19 protein-coding genes are annotated in these 18,544 nt (G+C 73.0%); 12 read left to right on the top strand and 7 right to left on the bottom strand.

Annotation, left to right across the window (positions count from 1 at the left end; translation table 11 throughout):
• Window positions 1-16 precede the first annotated feature (16 nt).
• The gene (locus IE273_RS28270; RefSeq protein ID WP_189817997.1) at window positions 17-793 is read left to right on the top strand and encodes a Type 1 glutamine amidotransferase-like domain-containing protein; all 777 of its coding nucleotides are present in this window, start codon (window positions 17-19) and stop codon (window positions 791-793) included.
• A gap of 7 nt (window positions 794-800) precedes the next feature.
• Here IE273_RS28270 and IE273_RS28265 read toward each other — a convergent pair whose 3' ends face one another.
• Complete coding sequence (locus tag IE273_RS28265) at window positions 801-2,252, bottom strand: WGR domain-containing protein (RefSeq protein WP_189817996.1); 1,452 nt, start codon at window positions 2,250-2,252, stop codon at window positions 801-803.
• Between the two features lie 208 nt (window positions 2,253-2,460).
• Window positions 2,461-3,165, bottom strand: a complete 705-nt coding sequence (locus tag IE273_RS28260) for an SDR family oxidoreductase (RefSeq protein ID WP_189817995.1) — start codon at window positions 3,163-3,165, stop codon at window positions 2,461-2,463.
• A gap of 584 nt (window positions 3,166-3,749) precedes the next feature.
• On the opposite strand from IE273_RS28260, the gene IE273_RS28255 reads away from it, so the two are divergent.
• The gene (locus IE273_RS28255) at window positions 3,750-4,547 is read left to right on the top strand and encodes an SAM-dependent methyltransferase (protein WP_189817994.1); all 798 of its coding nucleotides are present in this window, start codon (window positions 3,750-3,752) and stop codon (window positions 4,545-4,547) included.
• A gap of 470 nt (window positions 4,548-5,017) precedes the next feature.
• Window positions 5,018-6,496, top strand: a complete 1,479-nt coding sequence (locus tag IE273_RS28250) for a glutamate-cysteine ligase family protein (protein ID WP_189817993.1) — start codon at window positions 5,018-5,020, stop codon at window positions 6,494-6,496.
• Window positions 6,497-6,545: 49 nt separating this feature from the next.
• Here the strand turns inward: IE273_RS28250 and IE273_RS28245 are convergent, their stop codons facing one another.
• Window positions 6,546-7,943: a S41 family peptidase gene (locus IE273_RS28245; RefSeq protein WP_189817992.1), complete on the bottom strand. Its 1,398-nt coding sequence runs from the start codon at window positions 7,941-7,943 to the stop codon at window positions 6,546-6,548.
• Between the two features lie 120 nt (window positions 7,944-8,063).
• Window positions 8,064-8,456 carry a winged helix-turn-helix transcriptional regulator gene (locus tag IE273_RS28240; RefSeq protein ID WP_189817991.1) on the bottom strand — a complete coding sequence of 131 codons (393 nt, stop codon included), beginning with the start codon at window positions 8,454-8,456 and terminating at the stop codon, window positions 8,064-8,066.
• A gap of 131 nt (window positions 8,457-8,587) precedes the next feature.
• Here IE273_RS28240 and IE273_RS28235 point away from each other — a divergent pair, with 131 nt between their 5' ends.
• Window positions 8,588-9,238, top strand: a complete 651-nt coding sequence (locus tag IE273_RS28235; RefSeq protein ID WP_189817990.1) for an FMN-dependent NADH-azoreductase — start codon at window positions 8,588-8,590, stop codon at window positions 9,236-9,238.
• A 79-nt stretch (window positions 9,239-9,317) separates the two neighbouring features.
• On the opposite strand, the gene IE273_RS28230 is transcribed toward IE273_RS28235, so the two are convergent.
• Both IE273_RS28230 and IE273_RS28225 read right to left on the bottom strand, forming a co-directional pair.
• Window positions 9,318-10,079: a cache domain-containing protein gene (locus IE273_RS28230; RefSeq protein WP_189817989.1), complete on the bottom strand. Its 762-nt coding sequence runs from the start codon at window positions 10,077-10,079 to the stop codon at window positions 9,318-9,320.
• Between the two features lie 38 nt (window positions 10,080-10,117).
• A complete protein-coding gene (locus IE273_RS28225) occupies window positions 10,118-10,864 on the bottom strand; it encodes a FadR/GntR family transcriptional regulator (protein WP_189817988.1) in 747 nt (248 codons plus the stop codon).
• Between the two features lie 104 nt (window positions 10,865-10,968).
• On the opposite strand from IE273_RS28225, the gene IE273_RS28220 reads away from it, so the two are divergent.
• The 8 genes from IE273_RS28220 to IE273_RS28185 all read left to right on the top strand — a co-directional run bounded on the left by IE273_RS28220 (window position 10,969) and on the right by IE273_RS28185 (window position 17,771).
• Window positions 10,969-12,000, top strand: coding sequence for an ABC transporter ATP-binding protein (locus tag IE273_RS28220; RefSeq protein ID WP_189817987.1), 1,032 nt, complete (start codon window positions 10,969-10,971; stop codon window positions 11,998-12,000).
• A gap of 28 nt (window positions 12,001-12,028) precedes the next feature.
• Window positions 12,029-13,228, top strand: coding sequence for an ABC transporter substrate-binding protein (locus IE273_RS28215; protein WP_189817986.1), 1,200 nt, complete (start codon window positions 12,029-12,031; stop codon window positions 13,226-13,228).
• 3 nt (window positions 13,229-13,231) lie between these two features.
• Window positions 13,232-14,125, top strand: a complete 894-nt coding sequence (locus tag IE273_RS28210) for an ABC transporter permease (RefSeq protein ID WP_059262431.1) — start codon at window positions 13,232-13,234, stop codon at window positions 14,123-14,125.
• Window positions 14,126-14,166: 41 nt separating this feature from the next.
• Window positions 14,167-14,979: an ABC transporter permease gene (locus IE273_RS28205; protein WP_189817985.1), complete on the top strand. Its 813-nt coding sequence runs from the start codon at window positions 14,167-14,169 to the stop codon at window positions 14,977-14,979.
• Between the two features lie 60 nt (window positions 14,980-15,039).
• Window positions 15,040-15,321: a hypothetical protein gene (locus IE273_RS28200; RefSeq protein ID WP_189817984.1), complete on the top strand. Its 282-nt coding sequence runs from the start codon at window positions 15,040-15,042 to the stop codon at window positions 15,319-15,321.
• A gap of 97 nt (window positions 15,322-15,418) precedes the next feature.
• Window positions 15,419-16,174, top strand: a complete 756-nt coding sequence (locus IE273_RS28195; protein WP_189818068.1) for a YqjF family protein — start codon at window positions 15,419-15,421, stop codon at window positions 16,172-16,174.
• Window positions 16,171-16,713 (top strand): hypothetical protein, encoded by a 543-nt coding sequence (locus IE273_RS28190; RefSeq protein WP_189817983.1) that lies wholly within the window; start codon window positions 16,171-16,173, stop codon window positions 16,711-16,713. Before IE273_RS28195 ends, IE273_RS28190 begins: the two co-directional genes overlap by 4 nt.
• Before the next feature lie 176 nt (window positions 16,714-16,889).
• Window positions 16,890-17,771, top strand: a complete 882-nt coding sequence (locus tag IE273_RS28185; protein WP_189817982.1) for a DMT family transporter — start codon at window positions 16,890-16,892, stop codon at window positions 17,769-17,771.
• A gap of 240 nt (window positions 17,772-18,011) precedes the next feature.
• Here IE273_RS28185 and IE273_RS28180 read toward each other — a convergent pair whose 3' ends face one another.
• Window positions 18,012-18,494 (bottom strand): carboxymuconolactone decarboxylase family protein, encoded by a 483-nt coding sequence (locus IE273_RS28180; protein WP_189817981.1) that lies wholly within the window; start codon window positions 18,492-18,494, stop codon window positions 18,012-18,014.
• Window positions 18,495-18,544: the final 50 nt, after the last annotated feature.

Here is an 18,544-nt window from a genome sequence, read left to right as displayed (position 1 = left end):
CGAAGGGGGGCGTCCCATGGCGCTCGTTCCCGGTCGTCGTGTGGTGCTCCTCGGCGGGGGCTTCTCCACGGACGAGGACGGGCCGCTGGACGACTGGCTGCTCACCCGTGCGGGAAACCCCCGCCCCCGGGTCTGCTTCCTGCCCACGGCGAGCGGCGACGCGCCCGGGTACGTCGACCGGTTCCTCAGCGCGTTCCGCTCCCGTGCGTGCGTGCCCGCCGTGCTGTCGCTGTTCCGGCGCGAGCTGGACGACGACGCGCTGCGCGCGTTCCTGCTCGCCCAGGACGTGGTCTACGTAGGCGGCGGCAACACCGCGAACATGCCGGCCGTCTGGCGCGTGCACGGGGTGGACCGGCTGCTGCGGGAGGCCTGTGACCGGGGGACCCTGCTGTGCGGGATCAGCGCCGGCGCCAACTGCTGGGCCGACGCCTCGCACACGGACTCCTTCGGTCCGCTCGCCTCCCTGCGGGACGGGCTGGGCCTGCTGCCGGGTTCCGTGTGCCCGCACTACGACGGCGAACCGGGCCGCCGCCCCTCCTACCGGCAAGCCGTCGCCGCGGGAACACTGCCCGGCGGCTGGGCGCTGGAGGACGGCGTGGCAGCCCTGTTCACGGACGGGCGCCTGGCGGAGGCGGTGACCCGGAGGCCGGGGGCACGGCTCTACCGGGTGGAGCCGGCGGCGCCGGGTGAGCCGCTGCGACCAGGGGTGCCGGGGAAGCCGGGAACGCCGGGTGAGCCCGGAGGCGTCGACGAGCACCCGGTGCCCTGTCGCCCGCTCGGCACGGCGCCGTGACCCGGCGTCAGAGCAGGCGGCGGATGTCGCCGCGGACGCGGTAGAAGCCGCCCGCAGCCGGGTGCAGGGCGTCCACGACGTACCGTGCGCCGGGTTCGCGTATCGCACGCGGGAACTGGACGTTCCAGGAGGAGTCGTAGCCGCCGGAGACCACGTGCACGCGCACTCGGCCGCTCTCCTGGACGCACTCGACCACCACCGAGCCCGCGGGCGCCTGGGCGACCGTGGCCACCGCGGCGACCGCCGTGGCCGGGGCGTACGTCGGCGTGGCGGCGGCGAGCTTGACGTCCCGCACCACCGGCACCGTGCCCTGCTGCGCCGCCGAGACGGCCGCCTCGCTCGCGTCGACGCACACCAGGGAACCGTCGGTGGTGACCAGGTACAGCCGTTCGTCGCGGTACTGCATCGACAGCGCCGAGCCGCTGCCCGTGCCGAGCTTCCACAGGCGTGTGCCGTCCTGGTCGAAGCAGTAGACGGACGAGGCCGCGTCCCCGGCGAACACGAACCGGCCACCGGGCGAGGTGGCGCACGAGTACACCGCGCTGTCGCACGCGTAGGTCGCCTCGATGGCGCCGGTGTCCTTCGACAGCCGCTGGACCACGCGGTGCGCGGTGCCCGCGTACACCGCGTCCTGTTCCTGCCAGCCGAAGAGCACGCCACCCTTCGTGGGCGTGTGCCACAGCTCGCCGCCGCCGTCCGGGGCGTAGGCGGTGACGCCCCGGTGGTGGCCGTGGTAGACGGCTCGGTCGTCGGCGCGGACCATCCAGGCGTGCTCGCCCTGGCCGCGGCGGGACCACTGGTGCTCGTCCTCGTGATCGATGACGGTCAGTCGGCCGTCCCGGTCGGAGACGTCCAGGACGCCCTCGTGGATGTCCAGCCAGAAGATGTCGACGTCGGCGGCGATGTCGTAGGCGGCGAAGGGGAGCTTGGAGGACAGGTCGTAGACCTTTCCGTCGTCGCAGCCGGCGTAGATCCAGAAGTCGTCCGCGACCAGGCACTTCACCCCGTCGGGCAGGCTGAACCGGGCCAGGACGGCGCCCTGGTGGTCCAGGGTGTAGACGTCACCAGCCTGGTTGCCCACCCAGCAGCGGTCGTCGTCGACATGGATGCCGAACGCGGCGGAGCCGGTGCGGAAGCGCCACAGCACCGGGGCCACGGCACGGGCGGTGGACGGCGCGGAGCTCACCTGGCGGCGGGTCACCGCGCGGGGCGCCCGCTGTCCCTGGACCGCCGGGGCGTATCCCTTGCGGACCTTCTCCCCCACCTTCCGCGCGGCGGCGGCCCGCGCCTTCTCCGCGGTCGGGAACGTCGTCGTCTGCGTCTGTCCGGCCGCGCCGATCCTGCCGTACCGCACCGTCACCACCTGTCCGTCGACGGTGACTTCGTAGAACTTGTGGGCGCCGTCGCCCTCCTGCGACAGCTCCAGGTACGTCGTCGACACCGCGGACGCCGTGGACATGGCACACCCCTCCCCCAGACGGACCCGCGGCCGTTCCAGCAGGTCCTCAACTGCTTCTCACCGTAAGGGCAGCCACTGACAACGGCCCCGGGCCCCGGGACGGGCCACGACCACGCCGGGATGCGGGCCGGCCGGCCCCGTGCGGGTGACGGCGCCGGCGGCCGGCCCGGACCGTGGGGGGAGACGGCCCGGGGCTGACGGCTGGGGACTAGGCCGACAGCTGCGGGTACAGCGCGGTCAGGTCCCCGGAGAGGCCCGCCTTGACCTGGCGGCTGATGTCGTCCGCCAGCACCTCGTACGCCCCGGCCTCCACGCCGTCGAGGGCGAGCGCGGCGACGTCCCGGGGGGCGGACTTGGGCCCGTCCACGTGCGCCGCCATGTCGGTGTCGACGTAGCCGACGTGCAGGCCGGTGACCCCGATGCCGCGGGCACCCAGCTCCAGGCGGAGCGAGTTGGTCTGCTGCCACAGGGCCGCCTTGGTGGCGCTGTACGAGCCGGCGACGCCGATCCAGGACAGGACGGAGTGGACGTTGAGGAGGTGCCCGCCGCCGTTGCGCTCGACGACCGGCACGAAGGCACGGGTGACGAGCAGCGGTCCGTAGAAGTTGGTCTCGAACTCCCGGCGTACGTCCTCCACCGCGGCGTCCAGGAAGGAGTGCGCGCCGACCGAGATGCCGGCGTTGTTGATCAGGACGGTGACGTCCTGGGCCTGCGCCGCCGCGGCGGCGACGGACGCGGGGTCGGTGACCTCCAGCGCGAGGGGCACGGCGTCGGGGTGCGTGACGCTGCGCGGGTCGCGGGCCGTGGCGTACACCTTGGCGGCGCCACGGGCGTACAGCTCCTCCACCAGCGCCTTGCCCAGACCGCGGCTGCCGCCGGTGACCAGCGCGACAGAGTTCTTGATCGACGTCATGTCCATCTCCTCATTCGGAAACCGATCTGTTTCCCCTCACCGTAAACCGATCGGTTTCCCGTGGCAAGCCCGCCGGGGTGCGCGGGAGCGCGATCGTCGAGGACGGGCGGGCGGAGACGCCGCGCTGCCCGGTGCGGCGTGAGCGGGCGGCCGTGAGCCGGCGCTGTGAGCGGGCGGTGTGAGCGGGCGGTGTGAGCGGGCGGTGTGAGCGGGCGGTGTCCGGCGGGGCGGGGAACGGCCCGAGCGCATGGATTCGCCGTTCCCCGCTCCCGCCGGTCGGCCCGCCACCGCCATGCGGCCAGGTGACGTGCCGGTCCGTGGGATCCGTCCTCGGCGGAGGTGTCCGGATCCCGATCCTGCTTCCGACCCTGCGGCGCCGGGCCCGTGCGGGCCAGCCGGAAGGGTCCGGCCGGGTGAGGCGACGCGCGGACGGCGCGGTTTCGGCACGCGCGGCCCTGTCGCCGCACGACGTCGGCGACCTGCGGGAACTCCCGACGCGGCGACGGAAGTTGCATGGTGATGTGGGAAGCTGTGCCCGGCCGTGTGCGGACCGAGGCCGTGACGGCCGTCGAGAGGAGCTCAGCGTGACACAGGACGGCGTCGAGGCCGTGAACATCGACACCAGCAAACCGCATCCCGCGCGGATCTACGACTACCTCCTGGGCGGCAAGGACAACTACGAGGTGGACCAGCAGGCCGGTGACCGACTCGCCGCCGCGGCACCCGAGGCGCGGATCGGTGTACGGGCCAACCGGGCCTTCCTCCAGCGCGCCGTCCGGTACGTCGTCGGCGGCGGGGTCCGCCAGGTCCTGGACATCGGCACCGGGCTGCCCACCTCTCCGAACGTGCACGAGATCGCGCAGTCGGTGGCTCCGGACGTCCGCGTGGCCTACGTCGACAACGACCCGATCGTGGCCGCGCACGGCAACGCCCTGCTCAGCCGGTCCGGTACGACCCGCATCGTCCTGGGCGACCTGCGGGACCCGCGGTCCGTCCTGGACCACCCCGACGTCCGCCAGCTCATCGACTTCGACCAGCCGGTGGCCCTGCTCCTCGTCGCCATCCTGCACTTCCTCACCGAGGCGGACCGGCCCGCCGAGATCGTCGCCACGCTGCGCGACGCGTTGCCCGCGGGCAGTTTCCTGGTGCTCTCGCACGCCACCGGCGACTTCGCCGACCGCAGTGCCGCGCAGGCCGTGTACTCGGACGCGACCGCCTCCCTGAACCTGCGCTCCCGCGCGGAGGTGGAGCGGTTCTTCGAGGGCTTCGACCTCGTCGAACCGGGCCTGGCCCAGGTGCCCTTCTGGCGCCCGGACGCCCCGCCGCCGCAGCACTCGGCGGAGATCGGCTTCTACGGCGGCGTGGCCCGCAAGACCGCCTGACCGACGGGCCCGCGCACGATCCGCGCGGCGCGCGGGCCGATGGCACGACGGCACGACGATGACCGGCTCGCCCCCCGCGCGCTCCTCACGGCGCGCGGGCCGACGGCACGGCGGTGGCCGGCTCCCTGGCCTCGCCATGGGCGGCGGGCGGCTGCTGAGCGGGTGGGGCGGTCCGGCGGGCCCACCCGGTGCGCCGGCGATCCTCTCGGCCTCGGCCCGCTCGCGAGTACGGGCCTCACCCGGCCGGACCCCACCGAGCGGAAGCCCGTCGGCCTCCACCCGGCCGGATCCCACCGGACGGGAGCCCGTCACGCCGTACGCCCCCCCACGGGGCCGGATCCGCCGCTGTACGTATCCGGCCCGCATGCTCCGTACGCCCCGCTCCCCCGACCCCCCGTCCGCTTGGTAGGCATCCGCCGCTGGTGCCACGCTGGGGGGAGAGGTGTCCGATGAGGGACGCTGGAGGGTCGATGGGTCGTGATGTCCCGGCGCTCGTCTTCACCCGCGAGGACCGCCGCCGGTACCGGATCAAGATGCAGGAGTGCCTGGACGCCTTCGCGCTGATGCTGCGCGAGGCACGGTTCGAGTCGGAGCGACCACAGGTCGGCCTGGAGATCGAGCTCAACCTGGTCGACGACGACGCCGAGCCGGCGATGCGGAACAGCGATGTGCTGGAGGCGATCTCCGACCCGGCCTGGTCCACCGAGCTGGGCCGGTTCAATCTGGAGATCAACGTACCGCCCCGGCGGCTGACGGCCGGCGGTCCGGACGCCTGGGAGTCGGAGATCCGGTCCGCGCTGAACCACGCCGACCGGCGGGCCCGCTCGGTCGGTACCCGCCTGCTCATGATCGGCATCCTGCCCACGCTGCGGCAGGAGGACATCGGCGAGGACACCCTGTCGGAGAATCCCCGCTACCGCCTGCTCAACGACCAGGTCTTCGCGGCCCGCGGCGAGGACCTGCGCATCGAGATCGACGCGGCGGACCGGCTGCGCACGTACGCGGACACGATCACCCCGGAGGCCGCGTGCACGAGCACGCAGTTCCATCTCCAGGTGTCCCCGGAGGAGTTCGCCGGCTACTGGAACGCGGCGCAGGCGATCGCCGGGGTGCAGGTGGCGCTCGCGGCCAACTCCCCGTTCCTGTTCGGCAAGGAGCTGTGGCACGAGACGCGGATCCCGCTGTTCGAGCAGGCCACCGACACCCGCCCGGAGGAGATCAAGGTGCAGGGGGTACGGCCCCGGGTGTGGTTCGGGGAGCGGTGGATCAACAGCGTCTTCGATCTGTTCGAGGAGAACCTGCGGTACTTCCCGGCCCTCCTGCCCCTGTGCGACGAGCAGGACCCGGCGGAGACGCTGGACCGCGGCGACATCCCCGAGTTGCCCGAACTGACCTTGCACAACGGCACGATCTACCGCTGGAACCGGCCGGTCTACGCCGTCGCGAACGACCTGCCGCACATCCGGGTGGAGAACCGGGTGCTGCCCGCCGGACCGACCGTGGCCGACACCCTCGCCAACGGCGCCTTCTACTACGGCCTCACCCGTGCCCTGGTGGAGGAGGACCGGCCGGTGTGGTCGCGGATGTCCTTCTCGGCCGCCGAGGACAACCTGCACGCCGCCGCCCGGCACGGCATCGACGCGCTGCTGTACTGGCCCGGGATGGGCGAGGTGCCGGTGCCGGAGCTGGTGCTGCGCCGGCTGCTGCCGCTCGCGCACCGAGGGCTGGAGCACTCGGGCATGGACGCGGCGTGGCGGGAGCCGTTGCTCGGCGTCATCGAGCAGCGCTGTGTGACGGCACGCAACGGAGCGGTGTGGCAGAAGGAGATGTTCCACCACCTCGCCGGCACCACGCACGCCGGCCGGCACGAGGCGCTGCGCCGGATGACCCAGGTGTACATCGACTACATGCACCTCAACGCGCCGGTGCACACCTGGCCGGTCGACTGATGCGGGGCGGCCGTCCGGTCGCCGGGTGGTCACCGGCCGGGCGGACCGGTCAGCCGGAGGACGGTGATCGCGGTGCGAGGACGCTGACGGCCCTGTCGAACGCCGAGTCGCGGTCGTGCGCGAACTCCTCCTCGGTGAAGACCGGTTCGGTGAGCTGCGGCGGGATGCCGGTGCCGTCGAAGGTGCGGCCGGTGCGGGTCAGGTACTCCTCGTTCGGGAGGACGAAGAGCATGCCGTCGGCCAGGTACCGCATCATCACGTCCGAGAAGACGCCCTGGGTGGGCCGGCCGATCCGCACGGTGCGGCCGGGCCGGTCGAGCAGGGCCTGGGTGAAGGTCTCGCCGGCGCTGACGGTCGATCCGCCGGTCAGGACGGCGACCGGGCCGGTGTACCGGGTCGCGGCGGCGGGGACGACGGGCACGGGTTCGGGGCGGGTGTGCCGGGTGGGGTCGGCCGGATCGTCGCGGACGCGTTTGGCGTAGGCGGTGTAGGGCGTGTCCGTCAGCCGTGCGGCGATGCGCAGGCCCAGGGCGTCGGAGCCGCCACCGTTGACGCGCAGGTCGATGATCAGGCCCTTGAGGTGCCGGGTGCGGCCCGGGGTGAGGACGGTGTCGAGCGCCCGGTCGAGTTCCGCCTGTTCCGCGGTGTAGGGCGCGCCGGCGCCGGCGTAGCCGCCGAAGCCGGAGATCCGCAGGTAGCCGAGGTCGCCACGCAGGTCGGCGTAGGTGATGCGCCCGGCGGCGAAGTCCTGGAGGCCGGTGGCGTCCTTCAGGTCGCGGGCCAGGATGAACTCCTTGACCCTGGCGTCCAGTTCCTTGCCGGGCGGCTCGGTGCCGGGCCGCACCTCGGCGAAGACGCGGTCGCCGTCCCTGACCGCGACATGGGCGTCGTGCAGGGGGCGGAGCATGCGGCTGAAGATGTCGAAGAGTTCGGCCCGGGTGGTGTTCCGGTGGACCTGCGGACGGTACCGGTCGCGGACGGCGTGCCAGTCGACGCCCTTCTGCGCGAAGAAGGGGTAGTTCTCCTCGAAGGTCTGCCAGAGCACGTCGAAGTCGGCGCGCGGGTCCGTGGCGGGCGGGCGCGCGCAGGCGGCGGGCAGGGCCCGGATCCGGGTCAGCCGCCGGTGTCCGACCGAGCGGTCCGCGGCGAGCCGGGCGTGCGCGCGGTCGGGGGTGGTCCGCACGGTGAGGGCGGTGCCGTCCGGGGTGGTGTAGGTGCCGGGGCCGGTCTGCCGTGCGGAGTCGCCCTCCACGCAGCTGACGGCCGTGATCTGGTATTCGCGCAGTGCGCCCCTGCCGAGGACGAGCAGGGTGCCGTAGCCGTCCATGCGCCACCCGCCGTCGGTGGCCGACGGCGGGTCCTGTGGCGCGGCGGACGCGGCGGAGGCCGCGGGCAAGGCGGTGGCGGCGAGGGCCAGGGCGGCCACGGCGGCTGTGACGATGCGCACGAAGAGGGTTCCTTCCGGGGCGTGCGGTCCGCGGAACACCACCGTCTCCGAGGTCGGTGTCCCCCCGCCATCCGGTGAACCGGTGCGCCGACCGGGGGGACAACCCCCGGGCGCCCGCTCCTAGTTCCGGGCCCCGGCCGGCCGTTCCAGGTTCGTCCCGGGGCATCCCGACGCGTCCGGCAGATGGGCCTTGGCCCACTCCGCCAGTGTGCGCAGGGCGGGCTCCAGGGCGGCGCCGGACTCGGTCAGCCGGTAGGACACACGCAGCGGGGGACCCTCGTCGACCTCGCGCAGGACGAGGCCGGCCGCGCCGAGCTCGGCGAGCCGGTCGGAGAGCATGCGCTCGCTGATGCCGGGGATGGCCCGCCGCAGGTCGGCGAAGTACGCGGGCTGTTCGACAAGGACGGCCACGATCGGGCCGCTCCAGCGTTTCCCGAGCAACTGAAAGACACGGGTGATGCCGTCGTCCACCCGTTTGCACGCCGCGCTGTCGTGGTTCTGCTCCGCCGCCATGGCCCTAGCTTACTACCCCGCCGTAGGGGGCTGAAGAAAAGTAAGTCGGTGTGTTAAACATAGTTCTGAACGAAACGTGAGCCGGCTCCATCGGTGCCCGGTTGTCCTGCCCCATTTCTGGAGAAATCCCCATGCCCACCCTGCTGCACATCGACTCGTCCGTGTTCTCGACCGAGGCGTCGGCTTCCCGCGCCGTGACGGCGGCCTTCCGCAAGCACTGGGAGGAGCAGCACCCCGGCGGCACGGTCATCTACCGGGACCTGGCCGCGGAACCCGTGCCGCACCTCTCGGCGCAGGCGCACGTCGCCGGCTTCGTCCCCCCGTCCGCGCACTCGCCCGAGCAGGCCGCCGTCTTCGCGGAGCGCGTCAAGCTGATCGAGGAGCTGGAGCAGGCCGACGCGGTGCTGATCGGCGCCCCGATGTACAACTACACGATCCCGTCGACCCTCAAGGCCTGGCTGGACAACGTGATCCTGTTCGGCCGCACCGCGGGCGAGACCCCGTCCGTCAAGGGCACCCCGGCGACCGTCGTCGCCAGCCGCGGCGGCTCCTACGCGCCGGGCACCCCGCGCGAGGGGTACGAGTACGTCCAGAACTACCTCACGGCCGTCCTCGCCGACGCCCTGGGCATGGACCTGGACTTCATCGTCCCGGAGCTGACCATGGCCCCGCAGAACCCGGCGATGGCCGAGCTGATCCCGCTGTACGAGGCCTCCCGGGACCAGGCCCTCGTGGCCGCCGCCAGCAAGGCCAAGCAGCTCGCGGAGCGCCTCGCGGCCTGACGCTCCCCGTTCCGCACGACAGACCCCGGGCACGGGCGGCCCGGGGTCGCGCGCGTGCGCGCGGCCGGCCGGGGCGCGCTCAGGCCAGGACCAGCACCAGCGGCACGCCCGGACACGGCACCAGCCGCAGGCCGTCGTACCCACCGGGCCGTCCGGCGGTGAGGAGTTCGCCGAAGTCCGGGCCCTTGGTGAGGGAACCCGCCAGGTGGGCGGGGTCGGCGGAGGCGGCGACCCGGCCGCGGGCGTTCACCAGTCGGGCCGGCCGGGACAGGCGCCGCAGCAACGGGAGCACGGCCGCCTCGAAGTGCCGCAGGTACACGTCGGCCGCGGCCACTCCGGCGAACCGCCCCCGGATCCCCACCGGTTCGGACAGGGTGAGGCTGTACTCGTCGGAGCAGAGATAGTCCACGTACGGTCCGGCGACGGCCCGGCGCCCGGTGTCACGGGGCAGCGTGAACCAGTCCCAGTGCGTGTAGTCGGAGTAGGCCGACCGTCCGGGGTCGAGATCGAGCAGGAGCGGGCGTACGGCGCCGTCGGCGTCCGCCTGCCACCACTCCAGCCAGGCCGGCACGTCGACCAGCAGGCCGGGGGCCGCGACGAAGCCGACGCCGGAGACCAGCTCCTCGTGGTTCAGCCGCCGGTGCAGGCCGGGGCGCAGCGCGGCGAGGTCGCGGCTGGCGGGCCGGCGCCCCTCGGCGGCCACCCGCTCCAGCAGGGCCGCGGTGTCGGCACGGGTGGCGGCGACCGACACGAAGACGGCCTCCAGCGCGCCGCACACCCGCGCGGCCACCCAGGTCTCCGGGTCCGTCGCGACAGTGGCGAGCCCGGCGCTGACGCCCATGGTGTCCTCCAGCGGACGAAGAACCGGACGCGGCGCGGTCAGAGGGTGAGACGTACGGCGACGAGCCGCGCCGTCGACTCCCTGACGCACCGCTCGGCCAGCGTGCCGGCCGTTTCGTGCGCCCCATCCTGCACGGCGGAGACGACAGCGCGATGACGGTCCGCAACTTCTTCACGATATGCGTCGTCGGCCAGGACGAGACAGAGCAGGGCGCCCACCTCGCTCTGGAGGGCGACCTGTTCGCGGGTGAGCCGGGCGGACTGCGCGGCGGCGGCGAGTTCGACGTGGAAGCGGCCGTACAACCGGCTGCGCGCCGCCGCGTCCTCGGCATGCGCCAGCTCCTCGGCCGTACGGCGCAGGGGCTGGAGGTCCGCGGGTTCGGTGCGGTGGGCGGCGAGCCGGGCGGCGGCACCGGACAGGGCGGCCCAGTGGTCGCCGAGGTCGCGCAGCTCCTCGGTGCTCCAGCCGCGCAGTCCCGCCCGGAGCCGGTCGTCGGCCGGGACCTCGGGCAGGGAGACGAAGCTGCCACCACCGCGGCCCCGGCGGGTGGTGACCAGGCCCTGCTGCCGCAGCGCCATGAGCGCCTCGCGCAGGGTGACCGTGGAGACACCGAGCTGTCCGGCCAGTTCGCTCTCGCCGGGGAGCTGTTCGCCGTCGGCGAGGAGGCCGAGCTCTATGGCGTCACCGAGGCGGCGGACGACGGCGTCCACACGGGCCCGGCTGTCCACGGGGCTGAAGACCGCCTTGCGGGCGCCTCCGTCGATCTCGTGCTGCCTCACGGCCATCACCTCGTGCGTTGACTCAAACTTTACCTTAAGGGGACCTTGAGCTATGACCTATGACTTCATATGTTTACGGTCAACGTTCAGCGCGCCAGAAAGGTTCCCGTATGGAGGGGATGGCCATCCGGCTCCAGGGTCTGCGGAAGTCGTTCGGCGGGACCACCGCCGTCGACGGGGTCGACCTGGAGATCCGGGACGGCGAGTTCTTCTCGATGCTCGGCCCGTCCGGCTCCGGGAAGACGACGGTGCTGCGGCTCGTCGCCGGCTTCGAGACCCCCGACGAGGGCCGGATCGAACTCGCCGGACAGGAGGTCACCGGCCTCGCCCCGTTCGAGCGGGACGTGCACACCGTCTTCCAGGACTACGCCCTGTTCCCGCACATGACGGTCGAGCAGAACGTCGCCTACGGGTTGCGGATCCGCCGGATACCCAAGGCGGAACGCCTGGTCCGCGCCCGCAAGGCGCTGGCCGAGGTCCGCCTCGAAGGCTACGGCCAGCGGCGGCCCGCCCAGCTCTCCGGCGGCCAGCGCCAGCGCGTCGCGCTCGCCCGCGCGCTCGTCGGCCGCCCCCGTGTCCTGCTCCTGGACGAGCCGCTCGGCGCGCTGGACCTGAAGCTGCGCGAGCAGATGCAGGTCGAACTCAAGGCCATCCAGCGGGAGGTGGGCATCACCTTCGTCTTCGTCACCCACGACCAGGAGGAGGCCCTGACGACGAGCGACCGGATCGCCGTCTTCGACCAGGGCCGCATCGCCCAGGTCGGCACCCCCGCCGAGATCTACGAACGCCCCGCGACGCCCTTCGTGGCCTCCTTCGTCGGCACCTCCAACCTGCTCGAGGGCGAGGCGGCCCACCGGATCACCGGTTCCGCGGGCACCTACAACATCCGTCCGGAGAAGATCCGCGTCCTGAAGGAGTCCGCCGAGGCCGACGAGCCCGAGCACGCCACAGCCACCGGCACCGTCTCCGAGGTCGTCTACCTCGGCGACGCCACCCGCTTCCTGGTCGACCTGGACGGCGGCGGCCGGCTCACCGCGCTCCAGCAGAACCTGGAGACCTCCTCGGCGGACGTCGCCGCCTACCGCGGCACCCGGGTCCGCCTCCAGTGGCACCGCCGGCACGCCGTCCGGCTCCCCTCCTGACACCGTCCCCCTCCCCCTGGAGAACGTCGTGCGTCTCACCCGTACCCTGCGCGCCTCGGCCGTGTGCGCCGCCACGCTGCTGCTCGCCGCCGCCTGCGACTCCTCCGGTTCCGGCGGTACCTCCGCCACCGGCCTCAACCCGCCCGACCTCAAGGCCCCCACGAAGCTCGGCAGGACCGAAGGCCAGGTCAACCTCATCGCCTGGGCCGGCTACGTGGAGGACGGCTCCAACGACCCCAAGGCGGACTGGGTCTCCGGCTTCGAGAAGCAGACGGGGTGCCAGGTCCACTCCAAGGTCGCCGCCAGCTCGGACGAGATGGTCAAGCTGATGAAGACCGGCGAGTACGACGCCGTCTCCGCCTCCGGCGACGCCTCGCTGCGTCTGATCGCCTCCGGTGACGCGGCCCCCGTCAACACCGGCCTGGTCCCCCACTACAAGGACATCTTCAGCGGGTTGAAGAACGGTGCCTGGAACTCCGTCAAGGGGCAGATGTACGGCATCCCGCACGGCCGGGGCGCCAATCTGCTGATGTACAACGCCGCGAAGGTCAAGCCCGCGCCCACCTCCTGGTCCGCCGTCTTCGACGACGCCGCGCGGTACAAGGGGCACGTCACCGCGTACGACTCGCCGATCTACATCGCCGACGCCGCCCTGTACCTCAAGGCCGCCAAGCCGGAGTTGAAGATCAAGGACCCGTACGCGCTCGACCAGAAGCAGTTCGACGCGGCCGTGGCGCTGCTGAAGCGGCAGAACGCGAACGTCGGTGAGTACTGGGGCGACTACTTGAAGGAGGTCTCCGCCTTCAAGAGCGGGGACTCGGTCGTCGGCACCACCTGGCAGGTCATCGCCAACCTCGCCGCCTCCGAGGGTGCGAAGGTCAAGGCGCTGGTCCCGAAGGAGGGTTCGACCGGCTGGTCGGACACCTGGATGGTCTCCGCCAAGGCCAAGCACCCCAACTGCGCCTACAAGTGGCTGGACTGGATCGTCTCCCCCAAGGTCAACGCCCAGGTCGCCGAGTACTTCGGCGAGGCCCCCGCCAACTCCAAGGCGTGCGCCGAGACCAGCGACAAGAACTTCTGCACGGTCTACCACGCCGCCGACGAGAACTACTGGAAGAAGATCGCCTTCTGGAACACGCCCATCGAGCAGTGCCTCGACGGCCGCAAGGACGTCCGTTGCGTGCCGTACGCCAAGTGGGTGCAGGCCTGGACCGAGATCAAGGGCTGAGCCGTGACGACCGATCTGCCGACCGCCGCCGGCCGGGGCACCGTCCGGCGGCTCGCCGGAGCCCTGCACCGCAGACCCCGGCTGCGGCTGGCCCTCCTGCTCACCGCCCCGCTGCTGTGGCTCGCCGTCCTCTACCTCGGCTCGCTCGCGGTGCTGTTCGTCTCCGCCTTCTGGACGACGGACTCCTTCACCTCCCAGGTGGTGAAGGTCTGGTCGACGGACAACTTCCACGCGCTGTTCACGACACCGGTCTTCCGTCAGGTCGTCCTGCGCAGCGTCGGGGTGGCCCTCGCGGTGACCGCGCTGTGCGCGGTGATCGCCTTCCCGGTCGCCTTCTACACCGCCCGCGTGGCCCGGCCGAAGTGGCGTCCGCTGCTCGTCGTGGCCATCCTCACCCCGCTGTGGGCGAGTTACCTGGTCAAGGTGTACGCCTGGCGGCTGATCCTCTCCGAGGGCGGCCTCGCCGACTGGATGCTCGCGCCGTTCGGGCTGAGCGGCCCCGGCTACGGGCTGCCCGCCACGGTCCTCACCCTGACCTACCTCTGGCTGCCGTACATGATCCTGCCGATCCACACGGCGCTGGAACAGCTCCCGGCCAGTCTGCTGGACGCCTCCGCCGACCTCGGGGCACGGCCGGGACGGACCTTCCGTTCGGTCGTCCTGCCCATGGTGCTGCCCTCGGTCGCCGCCGGCTCGGTGTTCACCTTCTCGCTGAGCCTCGGCGACTACATCACCGTGCAGATCGTCGGCGGCAAGACCCAGCTGATCGGCAACCTCGTCTACTCCAACATCGAACTCAACCTGCCCATGGCCGCCGCCCTCGGCACCGTGCCCGTGGTGGTGATCGTCCTGTACCTGCTGGCGATCCGCCGCACCGGCGCCCTGAACAGCCTGTAGTCCGCCCGCACACCCGTCGGAAGCTGGAGGAGAAGAGCGCCATGCACCTCAGCCGCACCGCGCGCACCGCCCTGCGCATCGGCGCCGGGCTCGGCTTCGCGGTGATCTACGTCCCGCTGCTGCTCGTCCTGGTCAACTCCCTGAACCCGGACCGCACCGCGAGCTGGCCGCCGCCGGGCCTCACCGTGCGCTGGTGGTCGGTGGCCGCGCACAACTCCGGTGCCCGCGACGCCCTGTGGGTGTCGGTGAAGGCGGGGCTGGGGGCGACCGCCGTCGCGCTGGTCCTCGGCACGCTGATCGCGTTCGCCGTGGCCCGGCACCGCTTCTTCGGCCGGGACACGGTGTCCTTCATCGTGGTACTGCCGATCGCGCTGCCCGGCATCGTCACGGGCATCGCCCTCAACTCGGCCTTCAGCACGGTGCTGGAGCCGCTCGGCGTGGGGCTCGGGCTGTTCACCGTGATCGTCGGGCACGCCACCTTCTGCATCGTCGTGGTCTTCAACAACGTGGTGGCCCGGCTGCGCCGTACGGCCGGCTCGTACGAGGAGGCGGCCATGGACCTCGGCGCGACCAGCTTCCGCGCCTTCGTGGACATCACCTTCCCGCTGGTCCGCTCCGCGCTGCTGGCGGGCGGCCTGCTCGCCTTCGCCCTGTCCTTCGACGAGATCGTCACCACGTTCACCGCGGGGCCGGGCATCGAGACCCTGCCCATCTGGATCTTCGGCAACATGACCCGGCCGCAGCAGGCTCCGGTGGTGAACGTCGTGGCCGCCGTCCTGGTCCTGCTGTCGGTGATCCCCATCTACCTCGCCCAGCGGCTGTCGGCGGACACGGCGACGTCCAGCCGGGTGTGAACGGCGGCGGCACCCGCGCGGTGCGGGCCCCGGGATCCGGGCTGATGCGAACCTGCGCGCATGAGGAACCCTCCCGCCATCACCCGTTACGTCGACCGGGTCACCGCCGGCCCGGGCGGCGCGATGACCGACGAGGTCGGCGTCATCACCGGCGACCTCACCGTCGCGACCATCCTGAGCTCCGACGGCCACAGCGTGCGCGTCGTCGTCCAGCACTCCGGCAGCGACACCTGGTACACGCTGACCGGCAGCCCCGCCCCCGTGCCCGCCGGTCAGCTCGCGGCCTACCACCGGGACCTGCTCGGCCGGATCCGCCGCGGGGGCGGCACCCGGGCCACCTGAGCCGGCGCGCTCCGGGCAGACCGGCCCGCTTCCCGGGTTTCGGCGCGGGCCGCCGGGGGATTCGGTGCGCGTGGTCTCGTACGGAGCGGAGCAGCGCGTGTACCTGCCCGCGCTGTGGGCCGGCTGGCTGACCCAGACCTTCGTGCACTGGGCGTACCCGCCCGAACAGGTCCAGCGCCTGCTGCCCGACGGTCTGGTGGTGGACACGTTCGACGGCGCCGCGTGGGTGAGCCTCACCCCGTTCGTCATGGCCGACGTGCGCCCGCCCGGGTTCCCGCTCGCGCTGCCCTCGTTCCCCGAGACCAATCTGCGGACCTATGTGCGCGACCGGAACGGCCGGGACGGGCTCTGGTTCCTGTCCATCGAGGTGTCCTCCCCGGTGATGCCGGCCGCCCGCGCGGTCGGGGTGCCGTACCACGTCGGCCGCCTGGAGGTGGCGCGCCGGGGGGACACCGTGGTCTACACCGGCGCGCGGCGGGGCGGCGGGCCCTCGTACGAGGTGGCCGTCCGCCCCGGCGAGCCGGTCCGGCCCGGCGCCCGGGACGTGTGGCTGACCTCGCGGTGGCGGGCCTTCACCCGGCGGCTCGGCGCGCTGTGGGAGACGCCCGTCGAGCACGCGCCCTGGCCGGTGCGCGAGGCACGGCTCGACACCGTCGAGGAGACCCTCACCCGGGCGGCGGGGCTGCCGCCGCCCACGACCGCACCGCTCGTGCACTACTCGGACGGCCTGCACAAGGTACGCCTGGGCATCTCGCACCCCGTACGGCCGGCTCGCGGCCGGGGTGCGGGCGACGGCCCGCCGGACTCACCGCGTCCACGACCCCACGGCACCGACGAAGGAGGCGCCAGATGAACCGCCCCGCCACCCCCGGCCCCCGGAGCACGGGCGGCGCCGACATGAAGCTGCTCGGCATCTACCTCAACGACCACCTCGCCGGCGCCACGGCGGGCACCCAGCGGATCGGCCACCTGGTGCGGTCCACCCGGGGCTCCGCGCTCGGCAGAGCCCTCCGGCCGGTCGCCGCGGAGATCAGCGAGGACCGCGCGGCACTGCTGGACATCATGCGGGACCTGGACGTGCCGGTGCGGCGCACCAAGGTCTGCGCGGGCTGGGCGGCCGAGAAGGTGGCACGCATGAAGCTGAACGGGCGTCTGGTACGGCGCTCTCCGCTCAGCACCGTCCTGGAACTGGAGGCAATGCGGCTGGCGGTCGAGGGCAAGGCCGCGGGGTGGCTCACCCTGCGCCGGCTCGCCACGACCGACAAGCGCCTGGACCCCGGCCGGCTCGACAGCCTCCTGGAACGGGCCAGGCGCCAGCAGGACACCGTGGAGGAGTGGCGCCGGCGCCAGGCGGACACGGCCCTGCGCACGACCGGCCCCGCCACCGCATGACCCTCCGCGTGCCGGCCGGCAGGCCCCCGCGCGCACACCCCCGCGCTCCGACCTGCCGGTCCCGGTGCGAGGCGGTGCGAGGCGACTCCGGCCGACCCGCGGGGGACCGTGCGGTTCCGTAGGCTGGGAAGGCCCGAAGCTCGTCCGGGAGACCGACCCGCAGGCAGGAGACGGTCGTGATCGAACTGGCCGCGGTGTTCGCCGTCGCGGGAGCGGCGAGCAACGCCGTGGGCACCGCCTTCCAGCGCAAGGTGGCGTCCGTCTCCCAGGGCAGCGGGATCCGGCTGGTCGCGGAGCTGGCACGGCGGCCGGCCTGGCTGATCGGCATGGCCGGGGTGGTCTGCGCCGCGCTGTTCCAGAGCCTGGCCCTGGTCAACGGCCCGCTCGCCCTGGTCCAGCCGCTCTTCATCCTGGAGCTGCCCTTCGCGCTGCTCGTCGCCGCCCCGCTGATGCACCGGCGGCTGCCGCCCTGGGGCTGGTGGGGGGTGGGCGGCTGCGTGGCCGGGCTCGCGCTGCTGCTCGTCGCCGCCGCCCCGCACGGCGCCACCGACCAGGCGCCGCTCGTCCGCTGGATCCCGGCCCTGTGTCTGTGTCTCGGCGCCATGGCCGGGACCGTCCTGCTGGCCGGCCGGGGGCGTCCACCGGCCCGGCGCGCCGCGCTGCTGGCGGCCGCGTCCGCGACCGGCAACGCCCTGACCGCCGCCCTGCTGAAGTCGGCCTCCGGCACGTTCGCCGACCACGGCTTCGCGGCGTTCCTGCGGTCGTGGCAGACGTATGGTTTCGCGCTGGCCGGGGCGGCCTCCGTGGTCCTGCTGGAGAACGCGCTCCAGGCCGGCCCGCTGGCCGCCGCACAGCCCGCGCTGACCATCGGTGACGCGGTGGTGAGCCTGGCCCTGGGCGTCTTCCTGTTCGGGGAGCGGATCCGGACGGGCTGGTGGCTCGTACCGGAGCTGTGCGGGGGGCTGCTCATCGTGGCGGGCGTGCTGGTCCTCAGCCGGGCCGTCCAGCGGATCGTCATACTGCCGGTCCCGGCCGGGGAGCGGCACCCCGCGATGTGAGGCGGCTCGGGGCCCCCGGTCGGCGGCGGTGCGGCACGGGCCGACAGGGGTCGAAGCCGGCGCGGTCCGGGAGCGGAGCGCGCACGCGTACCCCGCCCCGGCCAGGGCGGCCCCGAGGGTGCGCGGACCCTGCCCGGCCCGCTCCCCCACGTCAGTGCCCGTCGACCACGGCACGGGAGTGACCGGTCTGTTCCGGTGAACGGCCCCGGCGCGTCCGACAGCCGGTACGCCCGCGCGGTCTCACTGTTCGGCCCGCACCCGGTGCCGGCTCATGACGGAGACCCGGTTGAAGGCGTTGATGGTGACGGCCACCCAGATCACGGCGGATATCTGGTCGTCGGTGAGGGCGTCCCGCGCAGCCGCGTAGGCGGTGTCCTGGGCGGCGGTGTCGGCCGGGGCCGTGGTCGCCTCGGCGAGGGCGAGGGCGGCTCGCTCGGCGGGCGTGAAGAGTTCGGTGTCGCGCCAGGCGGCGAGCACACCGAGGCGCTGCGGGGTGTCCCCCGCCCGCAGCGCCGCCCGGGTGTGCAGGTGCAGGCAGTAGGCGCAGCCGTTCAGCTGGGACACACGGAGGTTGACCAGTTCCACCAGCACGCGGTCCAGGCCCGCGTCGGCGGCGACCGCGCGCACCGCCTCGGACGTCTGCACCAGCGCGTGGTACGCCTTGGGGCTCTGCTTGTCGATGTAGATCCGCCGGTCGGCGCCGGCCGGAACGGGACTGGTCAACCTGGGCTCCTCCGGGTGACAGCGTTTGTTGAAAGCGAAACTATCATGAC

Origin of the sequence: Streptomyces olivaceoviridis, from assembly GCF_014650115.1 — a bacterium.
Taxonomy (GTDB): domain Bacteria; phylum Actinomycetota; class Actinomycetes; order Streptomycetales; family Streptomycetaceae; genus Streptomyces; species Streptomyces olivaceoviridis.
Note: the sequence above shows the minus strand (reverse complement) of the source record. Positions and strands in the feature narration are given on the sequence as shown.